This is a genomic window from Actinomyces sp. Marseille-P3109 (assembly GCF_900323545.1).
In the GTDB taxonomy this organism is placed as follows: domain Bacteria; phylum Actinomycetota; class Actinomycetes; order Actinomycetales; family Actinomycetaceae; genus Actinomyces.
Window position 1 is genome coordinate 725,674 of the sequence record NZ_OOHN01000008.1, and the last position, 20,580, is coordinate 746,253.

General features: G+C 68.6%; 17 protein-coding genes and 1 riboswitch. Of the genes, 7 read left to right on the top strand and 10 right to left on the bottom strand.

Annotated elements, in window-relative coordinates; all coding sequences use genetic code 11:
• Positions 1 to 10: 10 nt before the first annotated feature.
• A riboswitch (FMN riboswitch) is annotated at positions 11 to 140 on the bottom strand.
• A 201-nt stretch (positions 141 to 341) separates the two neighbouring features.
• From BQ8008_RS03465 to BQ8008_RS03510, 10 genes are all read right to left on the bottom strand, one after another.
• Complete coding sequence (locus tag BQ8008_RS03465; protein WP_108832817.1) at positions 342 to 1,829, bottom strand: DUF1846 domain-containing protein; 1,488 nt, start codon at positions 1,827 to 1,829, stop codon at positions 342 to 344.
• Positions 1,830 to 1,949: 120 nt separating this feature from the next.
• The gene (rpsT, locus tag BQ8008_RS03470; protein ID WP_003780210.1) at positions 1,950 to 2,210 is read right to left on the bottom strand and encodes a 30S ribosomal protein S20; all 261 of its coding nucleotides are present in this window, start codon (positions 2,208 to 2,210) and stop codon (positions 1,950 to 1,952) included.
• A gap of 228 nt (positions 2,211 to 2,438) precedes the next feature.
• Positions 2,439 to 3,095: a type II toxin-antitoxin system PemK/MazF family toxin gene (locus tag BQ8008_RS03475; RefSeq protein WP_108832818.1), complete on the bottom strand. Its 657-nt coding sequence runs from the start codon at positions 3,093 to 3,095 to the stop codon at positions 2,439 to 2,441.
• A 354-nt stretch (positions 3,096 to 3,449) separates the two neighbouring features.
• On the bottom strand, positions 3,450 to 4,118 hold the full coding sequence (locus tag BQ8008_RS03480) for a hypothetical protein (RefSeq protein ID WP_108832819.1): 669 nt from the start codon (positions 4,116 to 4,118) through the stop codon (positions 3,450 to 3,452).
• 126 nt (positions 4,119 to 4,244) lie between these two features.
• A complete protein-coding gene (gene trpA, locus BQ8008_RS03485; protein WP_108832820.1) occupies positions 4,245 to 5,120 on the bottom strand; it encodes a tryptophan synthase subunit alpha in 876 nt (291 codons plus the stop codon).
• Position 5,121: 1 nt separating this feature from the next.
• A complete protein-coding gene (gene trpB, locus BQ8008_RS03490) occupies positions 5,122 to 7,416 on the bottom strand; it encodes a tryptophan synthase subunit beta (protein WP_108832821.1) in 2,295 nt (764 codons plus the stop codon).
• Positions 7,417 to 7,425: 9 nt separating this feature from the next.
• Complete coding sequence (gene trpD / locus BQ8008_RS03495; protein WP_108832822.1) at positions 7,426 to 8,526, bottom strand: anthranilate phosphoribosyltransferase; 1,101 nt, start codon at positions 8,524 to 8,526, stop codon at positions 7,426 to 7,428.
• A gap of 111 nt (positions 8,527 to 8,637) precedes the next feature.
• Positions 8,638 to 9,363: an anthranilate synthase component II gene (locus tag BQ8008_RS03500; protein WP_199907923.1), complete on the bottom strand. Its 726-nt coding sequence runs from the start codon at positions 9,361 to 9,363 to the stop codon at positions 8,638 to 8,640.
• 3 nt (positions 9,364 to 9,366) lie between these two features.
• Positions 9,367 to 11,067, bottom strand: coding sequence for an anthranilate synthase component 1 (locus BQ8008_RS03505; RefSeq protein WP_108832823.1), 1,701 nt, complete (start codon positions 11,065 to 11,067; stop codon positions 9,367 to 9,369).
• A 231-nt stretch (positions 11,068 to 11,298) separates the two neighbouring features.
• Entirely contained in the window at positions 11,299 to 11,841 is a 543-nt protein-coding gene (locus BQ8008_RS03510) for a DedA family protein (RefSeq protein ID WP_108832824.1), read from the bottom strand.
• A gap of 88 nt (positions 11,842 to 11,929) precedes the next feature.
• On the opposite strand from BQ8008_RS03510, the gene BQ8008_RS03515 reads away from it, so the two are divergent.
• From BQ8008_RS03515 to hemW, 7 genes are all read left to right on the top strand, one after another.
• Positions 11,930 to 12,184, top strand: coding sequence for a helix-turn-helix domain-containing protein (locus tag BQ8008_RS03515; RefSeq protein WP_108832825.1), 255 nt, complete (start codon positions 11,930 to 11,932; stop codon positions 12,182 to 12,184).
• A gap of 492 nt (positions 12,185 to 12,676) precedes the next feature.
• Positions 12,677 to 13,765, top strand: coding sequence for a pentapeptide repeat-containing protein (locus BQ8008_RS13285; protein WP_159086765.1), 1,089 nt, complete (start codon positions 12,677 to 12,679; stop codon positions 13,763 to 13,765).
• Positions 13,766 to 14,067: 302 nt separating this feature from the next.
• Positions 14,068 to 15,951, top strand: a complete 1,884-nt coding sequence (gene lepA / locus BQ8008_RS03525) for a translation elongation factor 4 (protein WP_108832827.1) — start codon at positions 14,068 to 14,070, stop codon at positions 15,949 to 15,951.
• Between the two features lie 77 nt (positions 15,952 to 16,028).
• Positions 16,029 to 16,853: an MOSC domain-containing protein gene (locus BQ8008_RS03530; protein ID WP_442778212.1), complete on the top strand. Its 825-nt coding sequence runs from the start codon at positions 16,029 to 16,031 to the stop codon at positions 16,851 to 16,853.
• Between the two features lie 75 nt (positions 16,854 to 16,928).
• Entirely contained in the window at positions 16,929 to 17,939 is a 1,011-nt protein-coding gene (gene trmB / locus BQ8008_RS03535; RefSeq protein WP_108832828.1) for a tRNA (guanosine(46)-N7)-methyltransferase TrmB, read from the top strand.
• Positions 17,936 to 19,249, top strand: coding sequence for an MFS transporter (locus BQ8008_RS03540; protein ID WP_108832829.1), 1,314 nt, complete (start codon positions 17,936 to 17,938; stop codon positions 19,247 to 19,249). Before trmB ends, BQ8008_RS03540 begins: the two co-directional genes overlap by 4 nt.
• The gene (gene hemW, locus BQ8008_RS03545; protein WP_108832830.1) at positions 19,246 to 20,520 is read left to right on the top strand and encodes a radical SAM family heme chaperone HemW; all 1,275 of its coding nucleotides are present in this window, start codon (positions 19,246 to 19,248) and stop codon (positions 20,518 to 20,520) included. The genes BQ8008_RS03540 and hemW overlap by 4 nt, the downstream gene beginning before the upstream one ends.
• The last annotated feature ends 60 nt before the right edge of the window (positions 20,521 to 20,580 follow it).

Consider the following 20,580-nt stretch of genomic DNA (forward strand, 5'->3'; position numbering starts at 1 on the left):
ATTGTGTGTCCCGTGTGCGCTTCCCATCCGGACTCTCACCGTCGGTCCAGGAGTTTCACCTGGTCAGCCGGTCGCTGGATGCGACCGGGTCGCGGACTGTCACCGCCGGTTCGGACTTTCACCGACCCCAGAGCACACGAGCTCATCTCGTTGGAGAGAATGTACCGCGCGCTAGTGCGCTCGGCCGCCTCCCCGCGCACATGTGACCAGCCCCACCTCGGCAGGGTGTCCGACCCGAGCCTGTTCTCATACGTGCTCGTACGTGATGGTCGCGGACGACGCTCCCAGCTCGGGCGTCCGGATGCGGGCGGCACCGCGGGCAGGCCGCCTGCGCCCGGGCCTCACTTCTTGCGGTACAGGGACTTCGTGGCGAAGACCGGCTCGTTCGTCACCTGAACACCCAGCGCGCGGAAGATGCCCTCGTCCACCGACCCCAGGATCGTTGAGGTGTGGACGTCGCAGCCCCGCAGCGTCTCGAGCTGGTCGAGGGCCTTGCGGGCGTTGTCGTCCCCGTTGGCGGACACGGCCAGGGCGATGAGCACCTCGTCGGTGTGCAGGCGCGGGTTGCGGCTGCCCAGTCCCTGGGTCTTGAGCTTCTGGATGGGTTCGATGGAGGCCGGAGCCAGCAGGTCAACACCGTCATCGATCCCGGCCAGGACCTTGAGGGCGTTGAGCAGCATCGCCGAGGAGCATCCCAGCAGGGCCGAGGTCTTACCCGTCACGATGCGCCCGTCGGGCAGCTCGATCGCCGAGGCCGGCTCGCCGGTGGCCGCCGCCACCTCCAGCGTGGGCGGCACTACCGGACGGTCCTCCTTGCTGACCCCCACCTTGGCCATGAGCAGCGCGATCCGTTGGGACTGGACGGGGGCGATGAGCTCGCGCTTCTCGGTCACCAGGGCGCGGTAGTAGCGGCGGATGATCTCCTGGCTGGCGGCCTGCCGGCAGGCGTCGTCGTCGCTGATGCAGTTGCCGGCCATGTTGACGCCCATGTCCGTGGGGGAGGCGTAGGGCGATGATCCCAGGATCTCCTCGAACAGGCGGCTCAGGACCGGGAAGACCTCGACGTCGCGGTTGTAGTTGACGGTCTGGACGCCGTGGGCCGCCAGGTGGAAGGGGTCGATCATGTTGACGTCGTCGAGGTCTGCGGTGGCGGCCTCGTAGGCGATGTTGACCGGGTGGTCCAGCGGCAGGTTCCAGATCGGGAAGGTCTCGAACTTCGCGTAGCCCGAGGAGATGCCCCGCTGGTGGTCGTGGTAGATCTGGGACAGGCAGGTGGCCATCTTGCCGCTGCCCGGGCCGGGGGCGGTGACCACCACGAGGTCCCGGCTGGTCTCGATGTACTCGTTGCGCCCGTAGCCCTCCTCGGAGACGATGCGGGCGACGTCGCCGGGGTAGCCGGGAATGGGGAAGTGGCGGTAGACAGTGATGTCCAGCGCCTCCAGCTTGCGCTTGAAGTCGTGGGCCTGGCGGTTGTCGTCGGTCCACTGGGTCACCACGACGCTGCCCACGTAGAGCCCGTAGCTGCGGAAGGCGTCGATGTGGCGCAGAAGGTCGTCCTCGTAGGAGATTCCCAGGTCCGCACGGACCTTGTTGCGGGCCAGGTCCTTGGCGTTGACCGCCATGACGATCTCGACCTCGTCGGCCAGCTCGGCGAGCATGACGATCTTGTTGTCCGGGGTGAAGCCGGGCAGTACGCGCGAGGCGTGCATGTCGTCAATGAGCTTGCCGCCGAACTCCAGATAGAGCTTGCCGCTGAACTGGGCGCGGCGCTCCGCGATATGGCTGGACTGCATCCGCAGGTACTTGTCCCGGTCGAATCCGATGCGCAATGGGCTCTCCTTGAGGCGGTCTGATGAACGTGGTGAGGGTCAGGGAACGAGTGCGGGAAAAAAGGGGAGGGCGCCTCCCGGATGGGAGGCGCCCTTCGGATGCTCACTGCTGCGGTGGCCTCAGATGGAGGCGACGCGCTTGGCGAGCTTGGACTTGCGGTTGGCGGCCTGGTTCTTGTGGATGACACCCTTGGAGACGGCCTTGTCCAGCTTGCGGGAGGCGGCCTTGAGGTGCTCGAGCGCGGCGTCCTTGTCACCGGCCTCGACGGCCTCACGCACGCGGCGCACGTAGGTCTTGAGCTCGGACTTGACGGACTTGTTGCGCAGGCGGGCCTTCTCGTTGGTCTTGATGCGCTTGATCTGGGACTTGATGTTCGCCACGGTGAAACTTTCTCGCGTCTGATTGGTCGATGGCCGGAGAGAGGGTTCGCGCCACGGGCTGACATGAGGTGGTGGGGCACCTGGCTGACCCGGTCGCCGGACCCCGCAGCCGGCCAGGCCAGAGGTCCAGTAGGCGACTGTATCATTCGCGATCCCCGCGGCCCCAGGCGCGAACCGGGGCGCAGGCGTGAGGTGCATCGCCCCTCGGGACGGCGTGCTCCGGGGCCCTCAGGCGTGCTGGCGGCGCAGGGCTGCGATGACGCCGTCGAAGACCTCCCGGTCCATCGTGGCCCCCTCTCGGCGCACTGCGGCCGGCTCCACCAGGAGCAGACGGTCGAGGCGCACCTCGCTGGGGCGGCCCTGACGATCCCAGCTGCCGGTGCCGACGTCGTGCCAGAAGCGGCCCCACCTCGCCTCCTGGGCGGCGTCGCGGTCGTGGTCCTTGCTCGTCATCTGGGCCACGACGAGGCGGGCCTCGTGGCGGGCCAGGACCAGCACCGGCCGGTCCTTGCCCTGGGCGGGATCCTCCTCGAAAGGGACCCATGTCCACACGACCTCGCCCGGATCGGCGTCGCCGTCGGGATCGGGGGAGTAACTGAAGGCGGGCAGCCCCAGGGAGGCGACGTCGTAGACGCCGGCCCCCTGTGACGAAGTTGTCGAGGACTCGGAGCGCTGCGAGTGGGACGGAGCCGGCCGCGGACTGGAGGACGGCCGAGAGGACGATGCTTGAGCGCGCTGCTTGGGCCGGACCGCCTCGGCGGAGCCGGCTGCCGTGCCCTCGGAGACGCCCGACGGCGTCGAGGGCTTCTGGGCGAGTGCGTCGCTGACGGCCTTGGAGGCGGTGCGTCCGAGCAGAGTGAGGATCCGGTTGAGCAGGCTGGCCATGGGCGCCACCCTACCGCCGGGCGTCAGGGGAGATTCGCAGGCGACTCGGTGGTCCTCCCCTCCCGGCTTGGTGAGAGGGCCGCCGGTCATGCTGCCGATTACGGCTGGTGCGGTGCGGCGCGCCCGAGAAGCTCAGGGTCGTGGGAATCCTGCGGATAGCGTGTCCTGCGTGAGCAGGGAGATGGAGCCGTTCGGCTGGATCGCGACGTCGTCATCGCTGATCCACCACGGACCGCCGCTGCCCGTGACGCTCTTCAGTGTGAAGCCGGCGGGGAGCCGGAATCGCAGAACGACAGAGGTCGGGTGCATCAAGACTGTCGTGCCCCGACCTCTGTCGTTCTGTTGTCCGCGCTCCTAACGAGGTGCTGCGTTATCAGCGGGCTTCTGCACGGTTGCTGTGATCTTCTGGGGGGTGTTGTCTGCGGAGGTCGTGACGGTCGGTGAGAAGGAGTAGGTGTGCTCGCCCGATCCCGGGGTCACCGTGGTCGTTCCAAAGCTCAGATCGAGGTACGAGCCCTCCGAGCGCACCAGGTAATCGATCTTGTAGGTGATGCTCAGATGCTCCGGGGTGCACGTGATGGCGTCGACCTGTCCGGCGCTGTCCCCGTATATTCCGTAATAGAGGTGCGCGAAGTATCTGAGGTCTGACTCGCTCAGCTTCCTGGTCCCATTTCCGGTCGGGGAGTCGTAGAACGATGCCGTACCGGCGACCCGGTCGCTCGCGAGGCAGTTCCACACCCACTGACCGGGGGCGGAGTCGGCCTCAATGGTGACGGTGAGGTCCTTCTTCGGTGCGATGGTCGAGGGGACGCGCAGGCCCCAGGTGAGGCAGTCGGCGCTGGTGTCCGAACCCTGGCAGCCGGTGCCGCTCGAGTTGTAGATTCCGGAGGCGATGACGCTCTCGGAGGCGGGGGCGGCCTGTGCCGGCGAGGTGAGTAGGCCGGCGACGAGTAGGGGAAGGGCTGCGGCGACGCCGGTGAAGCGTCGCCAGGATGAAGCTGGTCGTCGTTGTCGCAGATGCATGAGCAACCTCTTTTCCGGGGTAGCCGGGACGGAAATGACTGCCCAGTTAATATAACGTGGTGCACGTCACTCGTAAAGAGGGGGTGCTGCCCCTGACTCTCAGCCATCACCCTGCAGGTGACCGTTTCAGTGCCGGCGCGTGGCCTCCTTCATGGCGGCGGTGAAGGCGACGAGCTCGCTGCGCAGCGCCCCGAGCGCGTAGTGGCGGCGCTCCTCGCTGCCGCGCTCGCCGTGCTCTCCGGAGGTAGCGGCCACGATCTCGGGGGCGTAGCGCTCCACGATCTTGACCGTGGCCGAGCCGCTGATCGCGCCGTCGGCGCCTGCGGCGATCGCCTCGGCGACCTGATCCGGCGTGGAGATGCCGAATCCCAGCATGACGGGGGCGGCGGCGTCGGCGCGCAGGCGCTCCACAGACTCAGCCAGCCCCACGGTGGACGAGGCCCTTTCTGTGCCGGTCACGCCAACCCGGGAGACGGCGTAGACGTAGCCCCGGGAAGCCGCTGCCACCGCGTCCAGGGTCTCGGCGGCGGCCGACGGCGGCGCGATGTAGACGGCGTCGACGCCGGCCCCCTCAGCGGCCCGGCTGAAGGGGGCTGATTCACGGATCGGGACGTCGGGCAGCAGCACCGAGTCGATACCGGCCCGCGCGCACTCGGCGTAGAAGCGCTCCAGGCCCATCGCGAAGGGGACGTTGCCGTAGATGAGCATGCCGATGGGCAGCTGCGGGTGGCGTCGGCGCACCCGCGCGACCACCTCCAGGCAGTCGCGGAACCCCGCACCCGCGGCCAGGGCCCGCACGTGGGCCTTCTGGATCGTGGGTCCGTCAGCGACCGGGTCGGTGAAGGGCACGCCCAGCTCCAGGGCGTCGGCCCCGCCGGCGATAAGGGCCTCGATGACGGCCTCGCTGGTGGCCGGGTCGGGGTCGCCGACCATGACGAAGGGGACGAAGGCGCCCTCGCCGCGCTCCTGGAGGGCGGCGAACATCGTGGGATAGCGGCTCATGTCAGAACTCCTCGTCCGGGCCGGTGGTCAGGCCGGTGCTCGCGGCGGTGCTCAGACCGGCGTACTCGGTGCGCTTGCCCATCTGCTCCACCATGCGCGAGGCCCGGGCCACGGCGCCGTCGGTGGAGAAGGAGCCGCCCAGCCGTGCCCGCACCTGGTCGAGGTCCTTGTCCCCGCGGCCGGACAGGCACACCAGCAGGATCGGGGGCTCGTCGCCGTCGGGCACCTCCCGGGCCATGGCCAGGGCCTGGGCCAGGGCGTGCGCCGACTCCACGGCCGGGATGATCCCCTCGTGGCGCGACAGCAGCCGGAAGGCCTCGATCGCGTCGTCGTCGCTGATCCCCACGTAGCGGGCTCTGCCGGTGTCCGACAGCCAGGCGTGCTCGGGACCCACACCGGGGTAGTCCAGGCCCGCCGAGACGGAGAAGGACTCCTCGACCTGGCCCTCGGAGGTGCGCATGAGGTAGCTGCGCGCCCCGTGGAGGATGCCCACCAGGCCCTTGTTGATGGGGGCGCCGTGGCGGGACGTGTCCAGCCCCTCACCGGCGGGCTCGACGCCGACGAGCTCGACGCCGGGGTCGTCGATGAACTCCGCGAACATGCCGATCGCGTTGGAGCCCCCGCCCACGCAGGCGATGACCGAGTTCGGCAGGCGCCCCGTGAGCCCCAGCACCTGGGCGCGGGCCTCCCGGGAGATCACCCGGTGATACTCGCGCACGATCGTGGGGAAGGGGTGGGGGCCGGCGGCCGTGCCCAGCAGGTAGTGGGTGTCGGCGAAGGACGCCGTCCAATCTCGCAGCGCCTCGTTGACGGCGTCCTTGAGCGTGCCGGCGCCGCTGTCCACCGGCACCACCGTGGCACCCATGAGCTCCATGCGCTCGACGTTGGACGCCTGGCGCACGACGTCGGTGGCCCCCATATAGATGGTGCAGTCCAGCCCCAGCAGGGCGCAGACCATGGCGGTGGCCGTCCCGTGCTGTCCGGCGCCGGTCTCGGCGATGATGCGCTGCTTGCCCATCCGCTTGGCCAGGAGGGCCTGGCCCATCACCTGGTTGCCCTTGTGGGCGCCGCCGTGGACCAGGTCCTCGCGCTTGAGCAGGATGCGGGCGTTGCCCTCCAGGGGCAGGTTGCGCAGCTCGGTGACGGCCGTGGGGCGCCCCAGGTAGCGGGTCATGAGCGTGTCCAGCTCGGCGGCGAAGGCGGGGTCCGCCTGGGCATCGATGAAGGCGTCCTCGAGCTGGTCCAGGGCAGGAATGAGCAGCTCGGGCACGAACTGGCCGCCGTAGGGGCCGAAGAACGCGGGGAGGCGCGGGTGGTGCTCCGCCTGCCCGCCCTCGCCCGGCTCCTGGCCCGATGACGCCGCGTCCTGGCTCTGGGGCTGTCCGTCCCGCTGGGGCAGCGGGACCGCGGTGGCCAGATCCCGGGCGGCCTCGGCCGGGTCCGGGGCGCCGGACAGGGACGAGCCCACCAGGAGGGCGTCCACCAGGCCGGACAGGCGCCGCACGTCGTCGGGCGCGCCGACCCCCGACTCGCCGACGAGGACCACCCCGGCCGGAGCCAGCGGGGCCATCTCCTCGGTGCGCGCCAGGTCCGTCTCCAGGGTGCGCAGGTCGCGGTTGTTGATGCCGATGACCTCGGCGCCCAGCGCAGCCGCCCGGTGCATCTCCTCCGGCGTGGAGACCTCCGTGAGCACCTCCATGCCCAAGGAGTGCGCCAGCGCGGCCAGCTCGCGGTAGACGTCGTCGGGCACGACCGAGAGCATGAGCAGGACCGCGTCCGCCCCCAGGCTCCGGGCCGCCAGCACCTGGACCTCATCGACGATGAAGTCCTTGCACAGGACGGGTACGTCCACCACCTCGCGCACGGTCGCCAGGTCGTCGAAGGAGCCGTTGAAGCGGTCGGGCTCAGTGAGCACCGAGACCGCGGCGGCGTAGGGCGCGTACTGCGCGGCCAGTGAGGCCGGGTCGTAGTCGGAGCGGATGGTGCCGCGCGAGGGCGAGGCCGCCTTGCACTCCATGATGAGAGCCGGCTGCGGGCTGCGGCCCTGGCCGCTGCGGGTGCGCAGGGCGGCGGCGAAGGAGCGCTGCGAGCGCGGCAGATCCTCGGCGCTCAGGTGCCCGAAGCGGGCGCGCAGCTCCTCGATGCGCTCACGGCGCGCCTGGACGATCGAGTCCAGGACCGTGCCCGTGGCGATGAGCCGTGCCTCAATCGGCTCACGGTGCGCGCGCTCGCCGGGGCCCGGGAGCGGGGAGCCGGCATCCACGGAGTCAGTGGGGGCGGTGTCGGGGGTGGTCACGGTCTCTCCTCAGGCCCGCTCGGCGGCTGAATCGCCGGCCAGATCACTGGCTTTGGTCATGGACTCCAGGTGGCGGGCCACTTCGCCCGAGCGGATCTGCTCCAGCGCCATGGCGGTCCCGTCGGCCAGGTTGTCGGCAGGGCCGGCCAGATACAGCAGGGCGCCGGCGTTGACGGCGATGGCGTCGCGGTGGGCGGGTCTTCCCTCACCCGAGATGGCCTCACGCAGCAGGCGGGCGTTGTCGGTCGGTTCCCCGCCCAGCAGCTCGGCCAGCTCGTAGGTCTCCACCCCCAGCTCCTCGGGCGTGACCTCGTAGGCCTTGACCCCGCGGGGAGTCGCCTCACGCACGAGGGTCGGCCCGTGGACGGCGATCTCGTCCAGGCCCGAGCCGTGCACGACGAGCGCACGCTTGCGCTCCAGCTGAACCATCGCCTCGGCGATCATGTCCAGCATGTTCGGGTCCCACACGCCCATGAGCTGGAAGGTCAGGTGAGCCGGATTCACCAGCGGACCCAGGACGTTGAAGATCGTGGGGGTCGCCAGTGCCCGGCGCACCGGCGCCACGTGCCGCATGGCCGGGTGGTAAGCCTGGGCGAACAGGAAGGTGAAGTGGTCGCGGGCCAGCAGCTCGACCGCGGTGGCCGGCTCCACGTCCAGGGGCAGCCCCAGCTCGGCGATGACGTCGGCCGCCCCCGTCTTGGAGGAGACGGCCCGGTTGCCGTGCTTGGCCACCGCGATCCCCATCGAGGCGGCCACAAGGCCCGCCCCCGTGGAGATGTTGATGGTGCCCACGCCATCGCCCCCGGTGCCGACGACGTCCACCAGTGGGAAGGTTACCGATGGGAAGGCCCGGGCGGCCTGGCGGAAGGCGCTTGCGGCCCCGGCGACCTCCTGGGGCTCCTCGCCGCGGGCGTGCAGCGCCGCCAGCAGCGCCGCCGTCTCCGCCTCGGACAGGTCCCCGGCGCCCAGGGCAGCGAAGACCGTGGAGGCCTGCTCGCGGGTCAGGCGCCTGCCCTGAACGACTTCGCGCAGCAGCTCGTGGGCCTCCTGCGCCGTGGCAACATGCGTGCCGTCCGCAGCGGCGGGGGCCGCGCTGTTGGTCTCACTCATCGGTCTGTGGCTCCTTCACGGGTGGTTGAGGCTTGGGGCGCTCGGGGATGATTCTGCCCGAGCGGTGCGGCAGCTGTCGGGATCTGCGGGACAGCGCGGGGACGGCGTGGCTCAGGGGGTCCGAGCCAGGTCGGCGGTGATGGCCTTGAGCAGGGCAGGTCCCTGCGGGGTGAGGATCGACTCGGGGTGGAACTGCAGCCCGACCGCCGGTACCGACCGGTGCCGGGCCGCCATGACGATGCCGCCGCTTCCGCCGTCGTCCACCGGTGCGGTGCGGGCCAGGCTGACGAGGGCCTCGGGCAGCGTGCGCGTGCCCAGGGAGTGGTAACGAGCCACGTCCAGTGGTCCGCCGTCGAGCACTGTGAAGGCCGGGTCGGTGCGGCCCGCCTCGGTGACCTCGACGCGGTCGGAGCGGCCGTGGACCGGACCCACCGGGGCGACCCGCCCGCCGCAGGCCTCGACGAGGGCCTGGAAGCCCAGGCAGATGCCCAGCGTGGGAATCGCCTGATCCAGGGCGGTGGCGATGAGCTCCATGAGGCAGCCCGACGTCGCCGGGTAGCCCGGCCCGGGGGACAGGCACAGGACCGGGCGGCGCCCGGCCTCGCGCTCGGCCTCGGTGGGCTCGAGGGCGGCGAGCACCCGAGAGGCCTGCACGTTGTTTCGGTAGACCTCGATCTGGGAGCCGAGCGTGGCGAACTGTTCGACGAGGTTGTAGACGAAGGAGTCGCGATTGTCGAGCAGGACCACGCGGGCCGGGGCCTGGGCCGCTGCGGTGCTGCTGCCCTCGGGGTGCTGGCTCACGTCCTGTCCGTGGTGCTGAGTGCTGGTGATGGCCATGGCTCAGGCCTCCTTGCCGGTCGGGTCGATGACGAGTGTGGCTCCCTGGGCTGCGGCGACCGCCTCCAGGACGGCGCGGGCCTTGTGGACGGTCTCGGCGGCCTCGGCCGCTGGGGAGGATGCCGCCACGATCCCGGCCCCGGCCTGGACCAGAGCGCTCCCGTTCGTCACGAAGCCCGAGCGGATGACGATGCAGGTGTCCAGCTCGCCGTCGCCGCGGATGTAGCCCACAGATCCGCCGTAGGAGCCGCGGCGCACGCCCTCGGCCTGGCGGATGAGCTCGGCAGCCCGCAGCTTGGGAGCGCCGGTGAGGGTTCCCATCGTCATGGAGGCGCGGAAGGCGTCCAGGGCGTCCAGGTCGTCGGCGAGCTCACCGGAGACCTCCGAGACCAGGTGCATCACCCGGCTGTAGCGGTCCACGCGCAGAAGGTCCTGGACGCTGCGGGTACCGGGGCGGCTGACTCGGGCGACGTCGTTGCGGGCCAGGTCCACGAGCATGACGTGCTCGGCGACCTCCTTGGCATCGGTGCGCAGCTCCAGCTCCAGGCGGGTATCACGCTCGTGGTCCACTGAACCGTCGGGGTGCAGCCCGCGCGGCCGGGTCCCGGCGATCGGGCGGATGGCGACCCGACCGGTGCGTGCCGAGTGCAGCAGCGCCGACTCCGGGGAGGCGCCGAAGAGCTCGAAGTCCGGGGCGGCCAGGTAGAACATGTAGGGGCTGGGGTTGGCGTGGCGCAGCACGTGGTAGGCGGCCAGTGTGTCCGGGCAGGCGATGGTGAAGCCGCGCGAGGGCACCACCTGGTAGACATCGCCGTCGGCGATGTAGCCGCGCATCTCCTCCACAACCGCCTCGAAGTCGGCATCCGAGGTGGTGGGCACGGCGCGCAGGACCGGGGAGTCGGCTGCGGCCGTGGGCGAGGCCGGAGCCTGCTCGGCTGCGTCGGCTGCAGTGTCGATGGCGCCGGCCAGCGCGTCCATGCGTCGCTCCAGGCCCGCGGCGTCGACCGAGGCCCCCACCAGGGTCGCCTCCTGCGTGGGGTGGTCCACGACGAGGATGATGCGAGCGTCGTAGAAGAGGTAGTCCGGGCAGGTGTTGGCGCCCTGGGCCACCTCGGGCAGCGACTCGAAGGTGGACAGGTAGTCGAAGGCGAAGGCCCCCGCCTCCAGCGGCAGGTGGGGATGGTCGACCTCAGCCTGGGCCAGCACCCGCAGGGGCTCGATCGTGGACAGGGCCGTCAGGCGCTCGCGCTCCTCGAGGGTGGGGTCGTCGTCGGCGCTGGTGGGCAGGGTGAGGGTGAGCCGGCCGGGGGAGCGGTCGGTGACGTGCTCGCCCAGGTGCTCCTCCAGGCGGGTCAGAGCCGCGAGGCCGTCGGGCCCGGCGTCCTCGCCGTCGACGACGTCCAGGGCCTCGGCGGTCACGGTGCCGCCCCAGCAGGTCAGCCTGGCCGAGGCCTCCAGGATGGCGACCGTGGTGCGCGAGGCCTTCGTCGTGATGTCGGCGCTCTCCAGCAGCACGCAGTCCACGGGGCGTACAGCCGCGTTGTCGTCTGCCGGGTTGCGGGTGGTGCGCAGCAGGCCGGCTCGGGTCAGGTGCTCCAGCAGCGCGCCGCCGTCGGAGGGGTAGCGCACCGGGCGCGTGAGGACAGTGGGTGAGGCTGCGGACGGCGTGGCCTGAGGTGCGGTGTCTGACACGGTGGGTGGCATGGGGCCTCTTTCCTGAGATCGTGGGTCAGGCGGGCCTCTCAGTCATGCGTCGGGCGGGCCCGCTGTGAGCGAGCCGGTACGTCCTAGCGCGTCAGGATGGCGGCTCGCCTCGAGGGGAGCCACCACCAGGTCGTGCGCCGTGTCGTCATGGCGGTCACTCTAACCCTGCCGGCCCCGGGAGACGAAACCGGTCTCACCAGCCGTCTTACCGACCGCCTTGCCGGTTGTTGTTCACAGCCGCCGGCCGACGGTCTGACGGGCACGCTCGCCGGCTTGACGGATGTCGGTCCGGTTCTCGGTGAGCTCTCCGGTGGAATCGTCACTGCGACGACGCCGGTGGCGCATCATGATGAGTGCGGCCAGGACCGCGGCGGCCAGGATGATGATGACGCGGCCGATCGGGCCGGTGAGCCAGGCCGTCACGATCGCCATGCCGATGGTTGTGTAGACGGCCGCCCAGACGATCGCCCCAGCGGCTGTGGCCACCACGTAGCGGCGCAGCGGCATGCGGGCCACGCCCGCGGAGATCTGGATGAAGCTCTGCAGGCCGACGGTCAGGAAGGACATCGGTACGGCCAGCACGCCCCAGCGGGCCGACCACGACTGGGCGCGGGCGTACATGGGCGACTCGAGCAGCGAGGACCACCGGGTGCGCGCAGTTCCCGCCGTGACGCCCCGGCCGATCCAGTACATGGTGTGCGAGCGCATCATGCCCAGGCACCAGAAGAACAGGAACACCCAGGGATAGGGCAGGCTGTGGATCCATTCCAGCATGCGGGGAAGGCTACCCTATGAGACAGTACTGTCCCCTCACTCAATGTGTCAGTAATTGACGTATTTCTGAATGTGACGATACTGTCGCATGGTGGCAATCGTCAGAACAACCGTGAAGGAGCTGGGTGCGGCATTGGTTGACGCGCGGCTGTCGGCCGGGCTGACGCAGGAGGAGTTGGCGCGTCGCAGTGGTGTCTCCCGGAAGTGGATCGGCGCAGTGGAAGCCGGTGGCCGCCCCGGTGCCGAGGTCGGAAAGCTGTTTGCTGTACTTCGAGCGCTGGGGATGGGGGTACAGGTCGCCCCCACTGGGGACCAGCCCGTCCGCCCGGAGAATGAGGAGTAACTGCGAAGTCTGGGGCTGCTGTAAATTGACTGACGACTATACCGGCATTGCTGGTTGAGAGCCTCTGATTGGATGGAGTGTGTCGGTGATGCCTGCTGTCTCAGGTTAGTTTCGCTGGCTTCAGTTCAAGTTGGTGTTCCCAAATTGTAGGCGATTGATCGCTATTCCGTATCGGGATCTCGTGAGAGAATACAAGGTTCGTGTGACAGTATTCCATCTTCAATGGAGGGCTGGGTGTTGAATTAGGGTGTCGTCGGTGTTGATCTTTCATGGAGGTCGCGGTGGGTTATGGTGCAGGGGTAATTTGCTTAGCTTACCCTCTTGAGATTAATTAAAGAACCCAGTTAAAGGAGTATTTCGTTGTTGCGACAGGCTCAGGTCCTCGAATTAGTTAGACATGCATTCCGGGCAGTGTGGGGTCGGGTGAGGCGATTCAAGTTCGTTATTTGCAGGCCTCGGCAATGGAGGTTGTTTGGAACTATTGTTGTTTGGGTGATTTTGACTGTCTGCGCATTCACCATGTTTGGCTGGGTGTGGGGAAGTGGGTCGTATTTATCTCCGCATCGAATTTTTGTCAACTGGACTGGTGATGAACTGCAGACTGAGCCTTTCGAGCGTATTAAGGTTTCCTTGACCATGATTGGCGGTATCGGTGCTGTAGGTTATTTGGTGATCAAATATCGAGAACGTGCCGGTGTGGAACATGATGAGGCTGATGCCAAGCTTTTGTCTGCGGTTCAACAGCTCGGCAGCGATTCGCCTCAGGTTCGGATCGCAGGCGTCTATTCTCTGGCGGATTTGGCTGACACCTATGGTAGTTCTTATCATCAGCGTGTTGTCAACATTCTGTGTGGCTATTTGCGTGTTGAACGAGGGTGCTGGAATTCTCCTGATGGCGCTGAGGTGCGCACTCGTGAGGAAAAAGACACTTTCGGTCTTTACTATGTAACGAATGATGGTCCGGTGGAATCTACTATTTTGAATGTACTTGCGCGCCATCTTCGGAAAGAAAGGATCGATTCAGATTCTCGTCGTCAAGTTAAGCAGGATGTTGCTAACGATCAGTTATGGTGCGACTGTGAGATTGACTTACATGGTGCGCATTTCACTGAACAAGTTCACTTCGAGGGAATCACCTGTCGTCGCCTCAATGCTAGTGACGCATATTTTCATAATTCTCTCAACATGACGATGTCGATGTTTGCCGGAAATGTCTCATTTTATGGTGCAGTTTTTTCTAAATCTACTTGGTTTTCGAGTTCAAAGTTTCGAGCGTTCGCAAATTTCAACAAGGTGACCTTTAGAGACTGTGCAACCTTCTCTAGAGTGTCTTTTGAGGGTGAGGCACGTTTTCGCGGAGTTAGATATGAGGAGGGTGGGCATGGAGTTTTTGGGGGAGCGCGTTTTAATGTCTTATATTGGCATACTGATCCCCCGATTTTTGTAGTGGATCCACCGGGTGGCTTTGTCTCAGAGCTTCCTCCTGGTGCTGGTTGGGCAGATTTTTCTGGTGGATCCACTCTGGAGGTTGATGAGCCAGAGGTGTGGCGTCGCGAAAATAGAATTAGAATATCGGAATAGGTTGCAGAGTTGATGTGTATTAAAAAGTTTGAGTACGTATCACACGGTTGCTGTCCGTCGATTGTTTGTAGTCGTGGGTATATTGGCGAAACAAATAGAGACCTAATTTTCTGTTGCATAGATAGATAAAACGTGCGCGATTAATAGTGTTGCTTGATGCTATCGGCGGGCCCGAGATCTGCTCTGAGCGGCCGCACCTCACACCGTGGGCGGGCCCGGCGGGCTGGGGCGGCGGGCCGCCGTCGTGGGACACTTGGACCAGACCTACGCCAGTTTTGAGGAAGAGCCAGGAACCGATCTCCGTGTCACCGATCCCCACACCAGAGCAGATGACCAGCGTCCAGCCCGCCGCCACCGAGCAGGCGCGGTTGCGCAACTTCTGCATCATCGCGCACATCGACCACGGCAAGTCCACCCTGGCCGACCGCATGCTCCAGGCCACCGGCGTCGTCCAGCCCCGCGATATGCGCGCCCAGTACCTGGACCGCATGGACATCGAGCGCGAGCGCGGCATCACCATCAAGTCCCAGGCCGTGCGCATGCCCTGGGCCATTGAGGACGGCGACGGCGTCACGCGCGCCTACGCCCTCAACATGATCGACACCCCCGGGCACGTCGACTTCTCCTACGAGGTCAACCGCTCCCTGGCGGCCTGCGAGGGCGCGGTCCTCCTGGTCGACGCCGCCCAGGGCATCCAGGCCCAGACCCTGGCCAACCTCTACATGGCCATCGAGGGCGACCTGACCATCATCCCGGTCCTCAACAAGATCGACCTGCCCGCCGCGGAGCCGGAGAAGCACGCCGAGGAGATCGCCTCCCTCATCGGCTGCGACGTCGACGACATCCTCAAGGTCTCCGGCAAGACCGGCCAGGGCGTGCCCGAGCTCCTGGACCGGATCGTCGAGACCGTCCCGCCCCCGCACGGCGACCCCGGCGCCCCGGCCCGCGCCATGATCTTCGACTCCGTCTACGACACCTACCGCGGCGTGGTCACCTACGTGCGCGTCGTCGACGGCGCCCTCAAGCCCCGCGAGCGCATCGAGATGCTCTCCACCGGGGCCGTTCACGACCTGCTGGAGATCGGCGTCATCAGCCCTGAGCCCACGCCGTCGGCCGGCCTGGGGGCCGGCGAGGTCGGCTACCTCATCACCGGGGTCAAGGACGTGCGCCAGTCCAAGGTCGGTGACACGGTCACCTCCGCCGCGGCCCCGGCCGCCGAGCCGCTGTCGGGCTACCAGGACCCCAAGCCCATGGTCTTCTCCGGCCTGTTCCCGGTGGACGGCTCGGACTTCCCGGCCCTGCGTGACGCCCTGGACAAGCTCAAGCTCAACGACGCCGCCCTGACCTACGAGCCGGAGACCTCGGTGGCCCTGGGCTTCGGCTTCCGCTGCGGCTACCTGGGCCTGCTGCACCTGGAGATCATTCGCGAGCGCCTGGAGCGCGAGTTCAACCTGGACATCATCTCCACCGCCCCCTCCGTGGTCTACGAGGTGACCATGGAGGACCGCACCACGCACACGGTGACCAACCCCAGCGAGTTCCCCGAGGGGAAGGTCGCTTCCGTCTCCGAGCCGGTCGTGCGGGCCACGATTCTGACCCCCAGCGAGTTCGTGGGCACGGTCATGGAGCTGTGCCAGTCGCGCCGCGGCACCATGCAGGGCATGGACTACCTCTCCGAGTCCCGCGTGGAGATGCACTACGTGCTGCCGCTGGCGGAGATCGTCTTCGACTTCTTCGACGCCCTGAAGTCGCGCACCCGCGGTTACGCCTCCCTGGACTACGAGATGGACGGCTCCCAGGACGCCAACCTGGTCAAGGTCGACATCCTGCTCAACGGGGACAAGGTGGACGCCTTCAGCGCCATCGTCCACCGCGACTCGGCCTACTCCTACGGCGTCATGATGACCAAGCGTCTCAAGGACCTCATCCCGCGCCAGCAGTTCGAGGTGCCCGTGCAGGCGGCGATCGGCACCCGGGTCATCGCCCGCGAGACCATCCGGGCCCTGCGCAAGGACATGCTCGCCAAGTGCTACGGCGGCGACATCACCCGTAAGCGCAAGCTGTTGGAGAAGCAGAAGGAGGGCAAGAAGCGCATGAAGGCCATCGGTCGGGTCGAGGTCCCCCAGGAGGCCTTCATCGCGGCCCTCGGCGCGGACACGCCCACCGGTGCCAAGCCCGGCAAGTAGCGGCGAGCGGCAGGCAGGTACGGGCACAGGACGACTCAAGGCAAGGACGTGCGGACCAGGGAAGGATGGGTACCGACATGGCTGAGATGGCAGGGAAGAACACGGAGAGCACGGTCGAGTTGGCATTGAGCGACGACGGTTCCGGCCTGGTCCTCACCCGCGAGCTGGCACGGGTCCTGGGCGAGCCGCACGCCGGCGCCGACGGCCGTCACCATGACGAACCCTCCCCGTTCCACGACGGCGACCTGGTGGGAACCGTCAGCGCCGTGTGCGCCGTCCGGCGGCTGCGGCCCGACGCCGGCCCTGCGGGCGTCTCAGCGATCCACAAGGGCGCCGTCGACGGCCCGGTCGAGGTCGGCCGGACCGGGATCGTCACTGATGAGCACGGGGATCGCGCCCACCACGGCGGCACTGACAAGGCCCTCTACGTCATGAGCGCCGCTGAGCAGCGCCACTGGTCGCAGGTCCTGGGCGGTATCGAGCCGGGCTGGCTGGGGGAGAACCTCCTCATCGAGGGTGATATCGACGACGTTGAGATCGGCGCGATCCTGTCCATCGGCGACCCGGCCGCCGGAGGAGTGCGGGTCAGGGTGACCGGTGTGCGCAACCCGTGCGCCACCTTCGCCCGCGGCGTCGGCAGGGCGGACTGGGTGGAGGTCTTCTCCGCGCGCAACCGGGTGGGCGTCTACCTGGCGGTACTCGCCGAGGGCGTGGTGAAGGTCGGCGACGAGGTGCGTGTGGTCGCCTCCCCGGGCCACCGGGTCACCTGCCGGCGCTGGTTCGCCCACCACGACCCGCGCGACGCCCAGGGGCTGCTCAACTCCGAGATCTTCGGCAACTGCGTCATCGCGCCCTTCACCAAGAAGTACGTGCGCGCTGCCGCCCACGAGCAGGTCGGCTGACGGTGCTGCTCAGCACCGGACGGCACCAGGCCGACGGTATCGAGACGTCACAGAAGTAAAGGACCCAAGGCCCGTATGGCTCAGCACCACCCGCCCCGCTCCCACGCCATCCACTCGCGGGTGCGCTCCTTCTCACGCGCCGGCGGCAGGCTGCGCCCCCTCCAGGCCGAGGCCCTGGCCGAGCTTGGCCCCCGCTACGTCGTCAACGTGCCACGCGCCGACGCCGTACGCACCGTGTCCCCGAGCTTCCGCCTCGAGCCGGACCGGCTCTTCGGGCACGTGGGTCAGGTGCGGCCGCTGATCGTCGAGGTCGGCTCGGGCAGCGGCGAGGCGCTGCTGGCTCACGCGGCCGCCCACCCGGGTGCGGACTACCTGGCGGTGGAGGTCTGGGAGACCGCGATCGCCCGGCTGGTGACCTCGATCCACCGTCAGGGCCTGCACAACGTGCGTGTCGTTCCCGCCGACGCCTCCCAGCTGCTGGCCACGGCCCTGCCGGTGTCCTGCGCCAGCGAGGTGTGGGTGTTCTTCCCCGACCCCTGGCGCAAGCCCCGTCACCGCAAGCGCCGCCTGGTGACCACTGCGTTCGCCGATTCGGTGGCGCGGGTACTGCGTCCCGGCGGCGTGTGGCGCCTGGCCACCGACTGGGCCGACTACGCCTGGCAGATGCGCGACGTCATAGAGGACGTGGCGGCGCTGCCCACCGGCCTGCGGCCTGACGCGACCCTGCCCTACTTCCGGCACGACGACGCCGGCGCCCGCCCCGACCTGGGGGTCGAGACCGCCGAGGAGGGGAGCCTGGGCAACGGTCTGGACCCGGGGTCCCCGGCGGGCGTGCGCGGTGGCTGGTCGCCTCGCTACGAGGGACGAGTCATGACCCGCTTCGAGCAGCGGGGGCTGGATGCCGGGCGCACGATCCGTGACCTGACCGCCGTGCGTACCGAGGTGGCCTGGATCCCCGAACGGGGCGCCTCCATGCTGGAGCGGCTGGAGGCGGAGGGGCAGGCCTGGGACCACCTGGAGTCCCAGCCCTGGCGCCTGCAAGAGGGCCGAGGCGACGGCCTGCTCCACCCGGCGGACCGGCCGTGAGCGCAGCCGCCAGGCTGCCCCGCCGTGCCTGGCTCATGCTCATCGTCGTCGGCTTCCTCGGGTTCTGCGCGGTGCTACGGGCGCCGGTCGGCGTCATCCCGCCCTTGTTGACGCGCCTGGGGCGGGACCTGGGCATGGGGGAGGTGGCACGCGGTGCGCTGACCTCGGTGCCCATCCTGTGCTTCGGACTGCTCACCCCGGTGGCCTCGCTCGTAGTGCGTCGTCTCGGCGTTAACACCGCAGGCCTGCTCACCCTCGGAATGGCTCTGGCCGGGGCGCTGCTGCGCTCGGCCGGAACGACCTGGGCGGCCTTCGCCGGAACCGTCATCATCGGGGCGGGTCTGACGGTGGGCAACCTGGTGGCTCCCATGGTCATCGGCCGCGACTTCTGGCACCGCACGGCGCTGATGACCGGCCTGTACTCCTCCACCTGCAACGTCATCGTCACCGCCGCCACCGCCCTGGCCGTGCCTCTCGCACTCGTCATCGGCTGGCAGGGCTCGGCCGCGGCCTGGACCGCGGTCCCGGTCCTGCTGGCCGGCGCCATGTGGCTGTGGGTCTTCCCTCCCGGCAGCCAGACACCCCGGCAGCGCCTGCGGGAGCGATCGGGCATGTCCTCCTGGGTGACGGAGAGAGCCCTGGTCCGTCCGACGTCGTCCGGCCCCGCCGTCTGGAGACGCCCCCTGACCTGGGTGATGGCCGTGGCCTTCGCCGCCCAGACCTTCTCCTACTACGCGATCGCGGGATGGCTGCCCACGGCCCTGGTCGACGAGCTCGCCATGAGCGAGGCCGGCGCGGGCGTGGCCGCCTCCGTGTTCTCCCTGCTGGGAATCGTGGGGCCCCTGCTGGTCCCGGTGATGTTCGAGGCACTGCGGTGGCCGGCCGGCCGGGTACTCGGTGTCATCTGCGCCTGCTGGTTGACGCTGCCGATCTGCCTCGCGGTGGCTCCCGGCTACTGGCTGGTGCCCTGCATGCTCTCCGGCATCGCGCAGGGAGCATTCTTCGCCGCCCTGTTCACCTTGGTCATCCGCCGCTCGGAATCGGTCGACGAGAACCGTCGGACCACCGCTGTCATCCAGACAACCGGCTACTGCGTGGCCGCGGTGGGACCCGTGGTGATGGGCTGGGTCCATGAGCACAGCGGGGGCTGGGTGGCCCCTTTCGCCATGGTGACGGGGGTTCTGGTGCTTATGACCGTGTGCGCCCAGATCGCGGCCCGCACGGGCGAGCCCGCCAGAGGTGAGCGAGTCGTCCCGGCCAGTGTCCTGGAGGACGACGAGCAGACCAGCGCTCAAGGCGGCGCAGCATGAGCCCGGCCCAGCCGGTGGGCGAGCCCCTGCCGGGAGTCGGGGAGCTGCCGCAGCCGGTGGCCGCGCCCGCGCCGGACGGGAGCGAGCGCCCGTTCTCGGTGTACCTGCACGTGCCCTACTGCCGGGTGCGCTGTGGCTACTGCGACTTCAACACTTACACGAACCTGACCATGGGGCAGGGCGCCTCGGCCGAGGACTTCGTGGGCACGCTCACCGGCGAGCTGCGCGCTGCACGCAGCGCCATGGACTCTGCGGGCCTGCCCGTGCGCCCGGCCCAGACCGTCTTCGTGGGTGGGGGAACACCCACCATGCTGCCCGCCTGCGACCTGGCGACCATGCTGGAGCTGGTGCGCGAGTGCTTCGGCCTCGCACCGGACGCGGAGGTGACCACGGAGGCCAATCCGGACTCCGTGGACGAGGCGGGGCTGGCGGCCCTCGCGGAAGGTGGCTTCACCCGGGTCTCCTTCGGGATGCAGTCGGCCGTACCCCACGTGCTGAAGGTCCTGGAGCGCACCCACGAGCCCGCCCGGGTGCCCCGCGTGGTGGAGTGGGCGCGGCGGGCGGGCCTGAGTACCTCCCTGGACCTCATCTACGGGGCACCGGGGGAGTCGCTGGAGGACTGGCAGCGCTCCCTGGACGCGGTCACCCGGATCGGCCCGGACCACGTGAGCGCCTACGCCCTGGTCATCGAGGAGGGCACCAGGATGTGGGGGCAGGTCCGCCGCGGCGAGCTGCCGATGCCCGAGGACGACGACGAGGCCACCAAGTACGAGATGGCCGATGCCGCCCTGCGCCAGGCCGGCTACGAGTGGTACGAGATCTCCAACTGGGCGCGCCCGGGCGCCGAGTGCCGCCACAACCAGGCCTACTGGCTCGACTGGGACTGGTGGGGCGCCGGACCCGGAGCCCACTCCCACCTGGGCGACGTGCGCCTGTGGAACACCAAGCACCCGGTCGCCTGGGCCGGGCAGATCGCCACCGGCCACCTGCCCGTGGCCGGGCACGAGGTCATCGACGCCGACTCCCGTGAGCTGGAGCGGATCATGCTGGGCATCCGTCTGCGCGAGGGCATCGAGCTGGCGAGCCTCAGCGGCCCGTCGGGCGGCGTGCTCGACGACGTCGGAGCCACCCCGCCGCACCTGGTGCCCGTGGTGGCCGGCCTCGTGGCCGATGGGTTGCTCGACGCCGGCGCGGCCATGAGGGGGCGGGCGGCCCTCACCCTGCGCGGCCGCCTCATGGCCGATACCGTCACCCGCGCCCTGACCCAGTGAGCCTGTGCTCGTCGATCCAAGTGCCGGGTGGATTGAAGGACGTTGCATCCACGATCGAAG

What these genes read in the sequence shown, in the direction of transcription:
- BQ8008_RS03475 (WP_108832818.1), bottom strand. Translation starts at nt 3,095, where the DNA reads ATGGCCAGCCTGCTCAACCGGATCCTCACTCTGCTCGGACGCACCGCC.
- BQ8008_RS03480 (WP_108832819.1), bottom strand. Translation starts at nt 4,118, where the DNA reads ATGCATCTGCGACAACGACGACCAGCTTCATCCTGGCGACGCTTCACC.
- trpA (WP_108832820.1), bottom strand. Translation starts at nt 5,120, where the DNA reads ATGAGCCGCTATCCCACGATGTTCGCCGCCCTCCAGGAGCGCGGCGAG.
- trpD (WP_108832822.1), bottom strand. Translation starts at nt 8,526, where the DNA reads ATGAGTGAGACCAACAGCGCGGCCCCCGCCGCTGCGGACGGCACGCAT.
- BQ8008_RS03500 (WP_199907923.1), bottom strand. Translation starts at nt 9,363, where the DNA reads ATGGCCATCACCAGCACTCAGCACCACGGACAGGACGTGAGCCAGCAC.
- BQ8008_RS03505 (WP_108832823.1), bottom strand. Translation starts at nt 11,067, where the DNA reads ATGCCACCCACCGTGTCAGACACCGCACCTCAGGCCACGCCGTCCGCA.
- BQ8008_RS03510 (WP_108832824.1), bottom strand. Translation starts at nt 11,841, where the DNA reads ATGCTGGAATGGATCCACAGCCTGCCCTATCCCTGGGTGTTCCTGTTC.
- BQ8008_RS03515 (WP_108832825.1), top strand. Translation starts at nt 11,930, where the DNA reads ATGGTGGCAATCGTCAGAACAACCGTGAAGGAGCTGGGTGCGGCATTG.
- BQ8008_RS03530 (WP_442778212.1), top strand. Translation starts at nt 16,029, where the DNA reads ATGGCTGAGATGGCAGGGAAGAACACGGAGAGCACGGTCGAGTTGGCA.
- trmB (WP_108832828.1), top strand. Translation starts at nt 16,929, where the DNA reads ATGGCTCAGCACCACCCGCCCCGCTCCCACGCCATCCACTCGCGGGTG.
- hemW (WP_108832830.1), top strand. Translation starts at nt 19,246, where the DNA reads ATGAGCCCGGCCCAGCCGGTGGGCGAGCCCCTGCCGGGAGTCGGGGAG.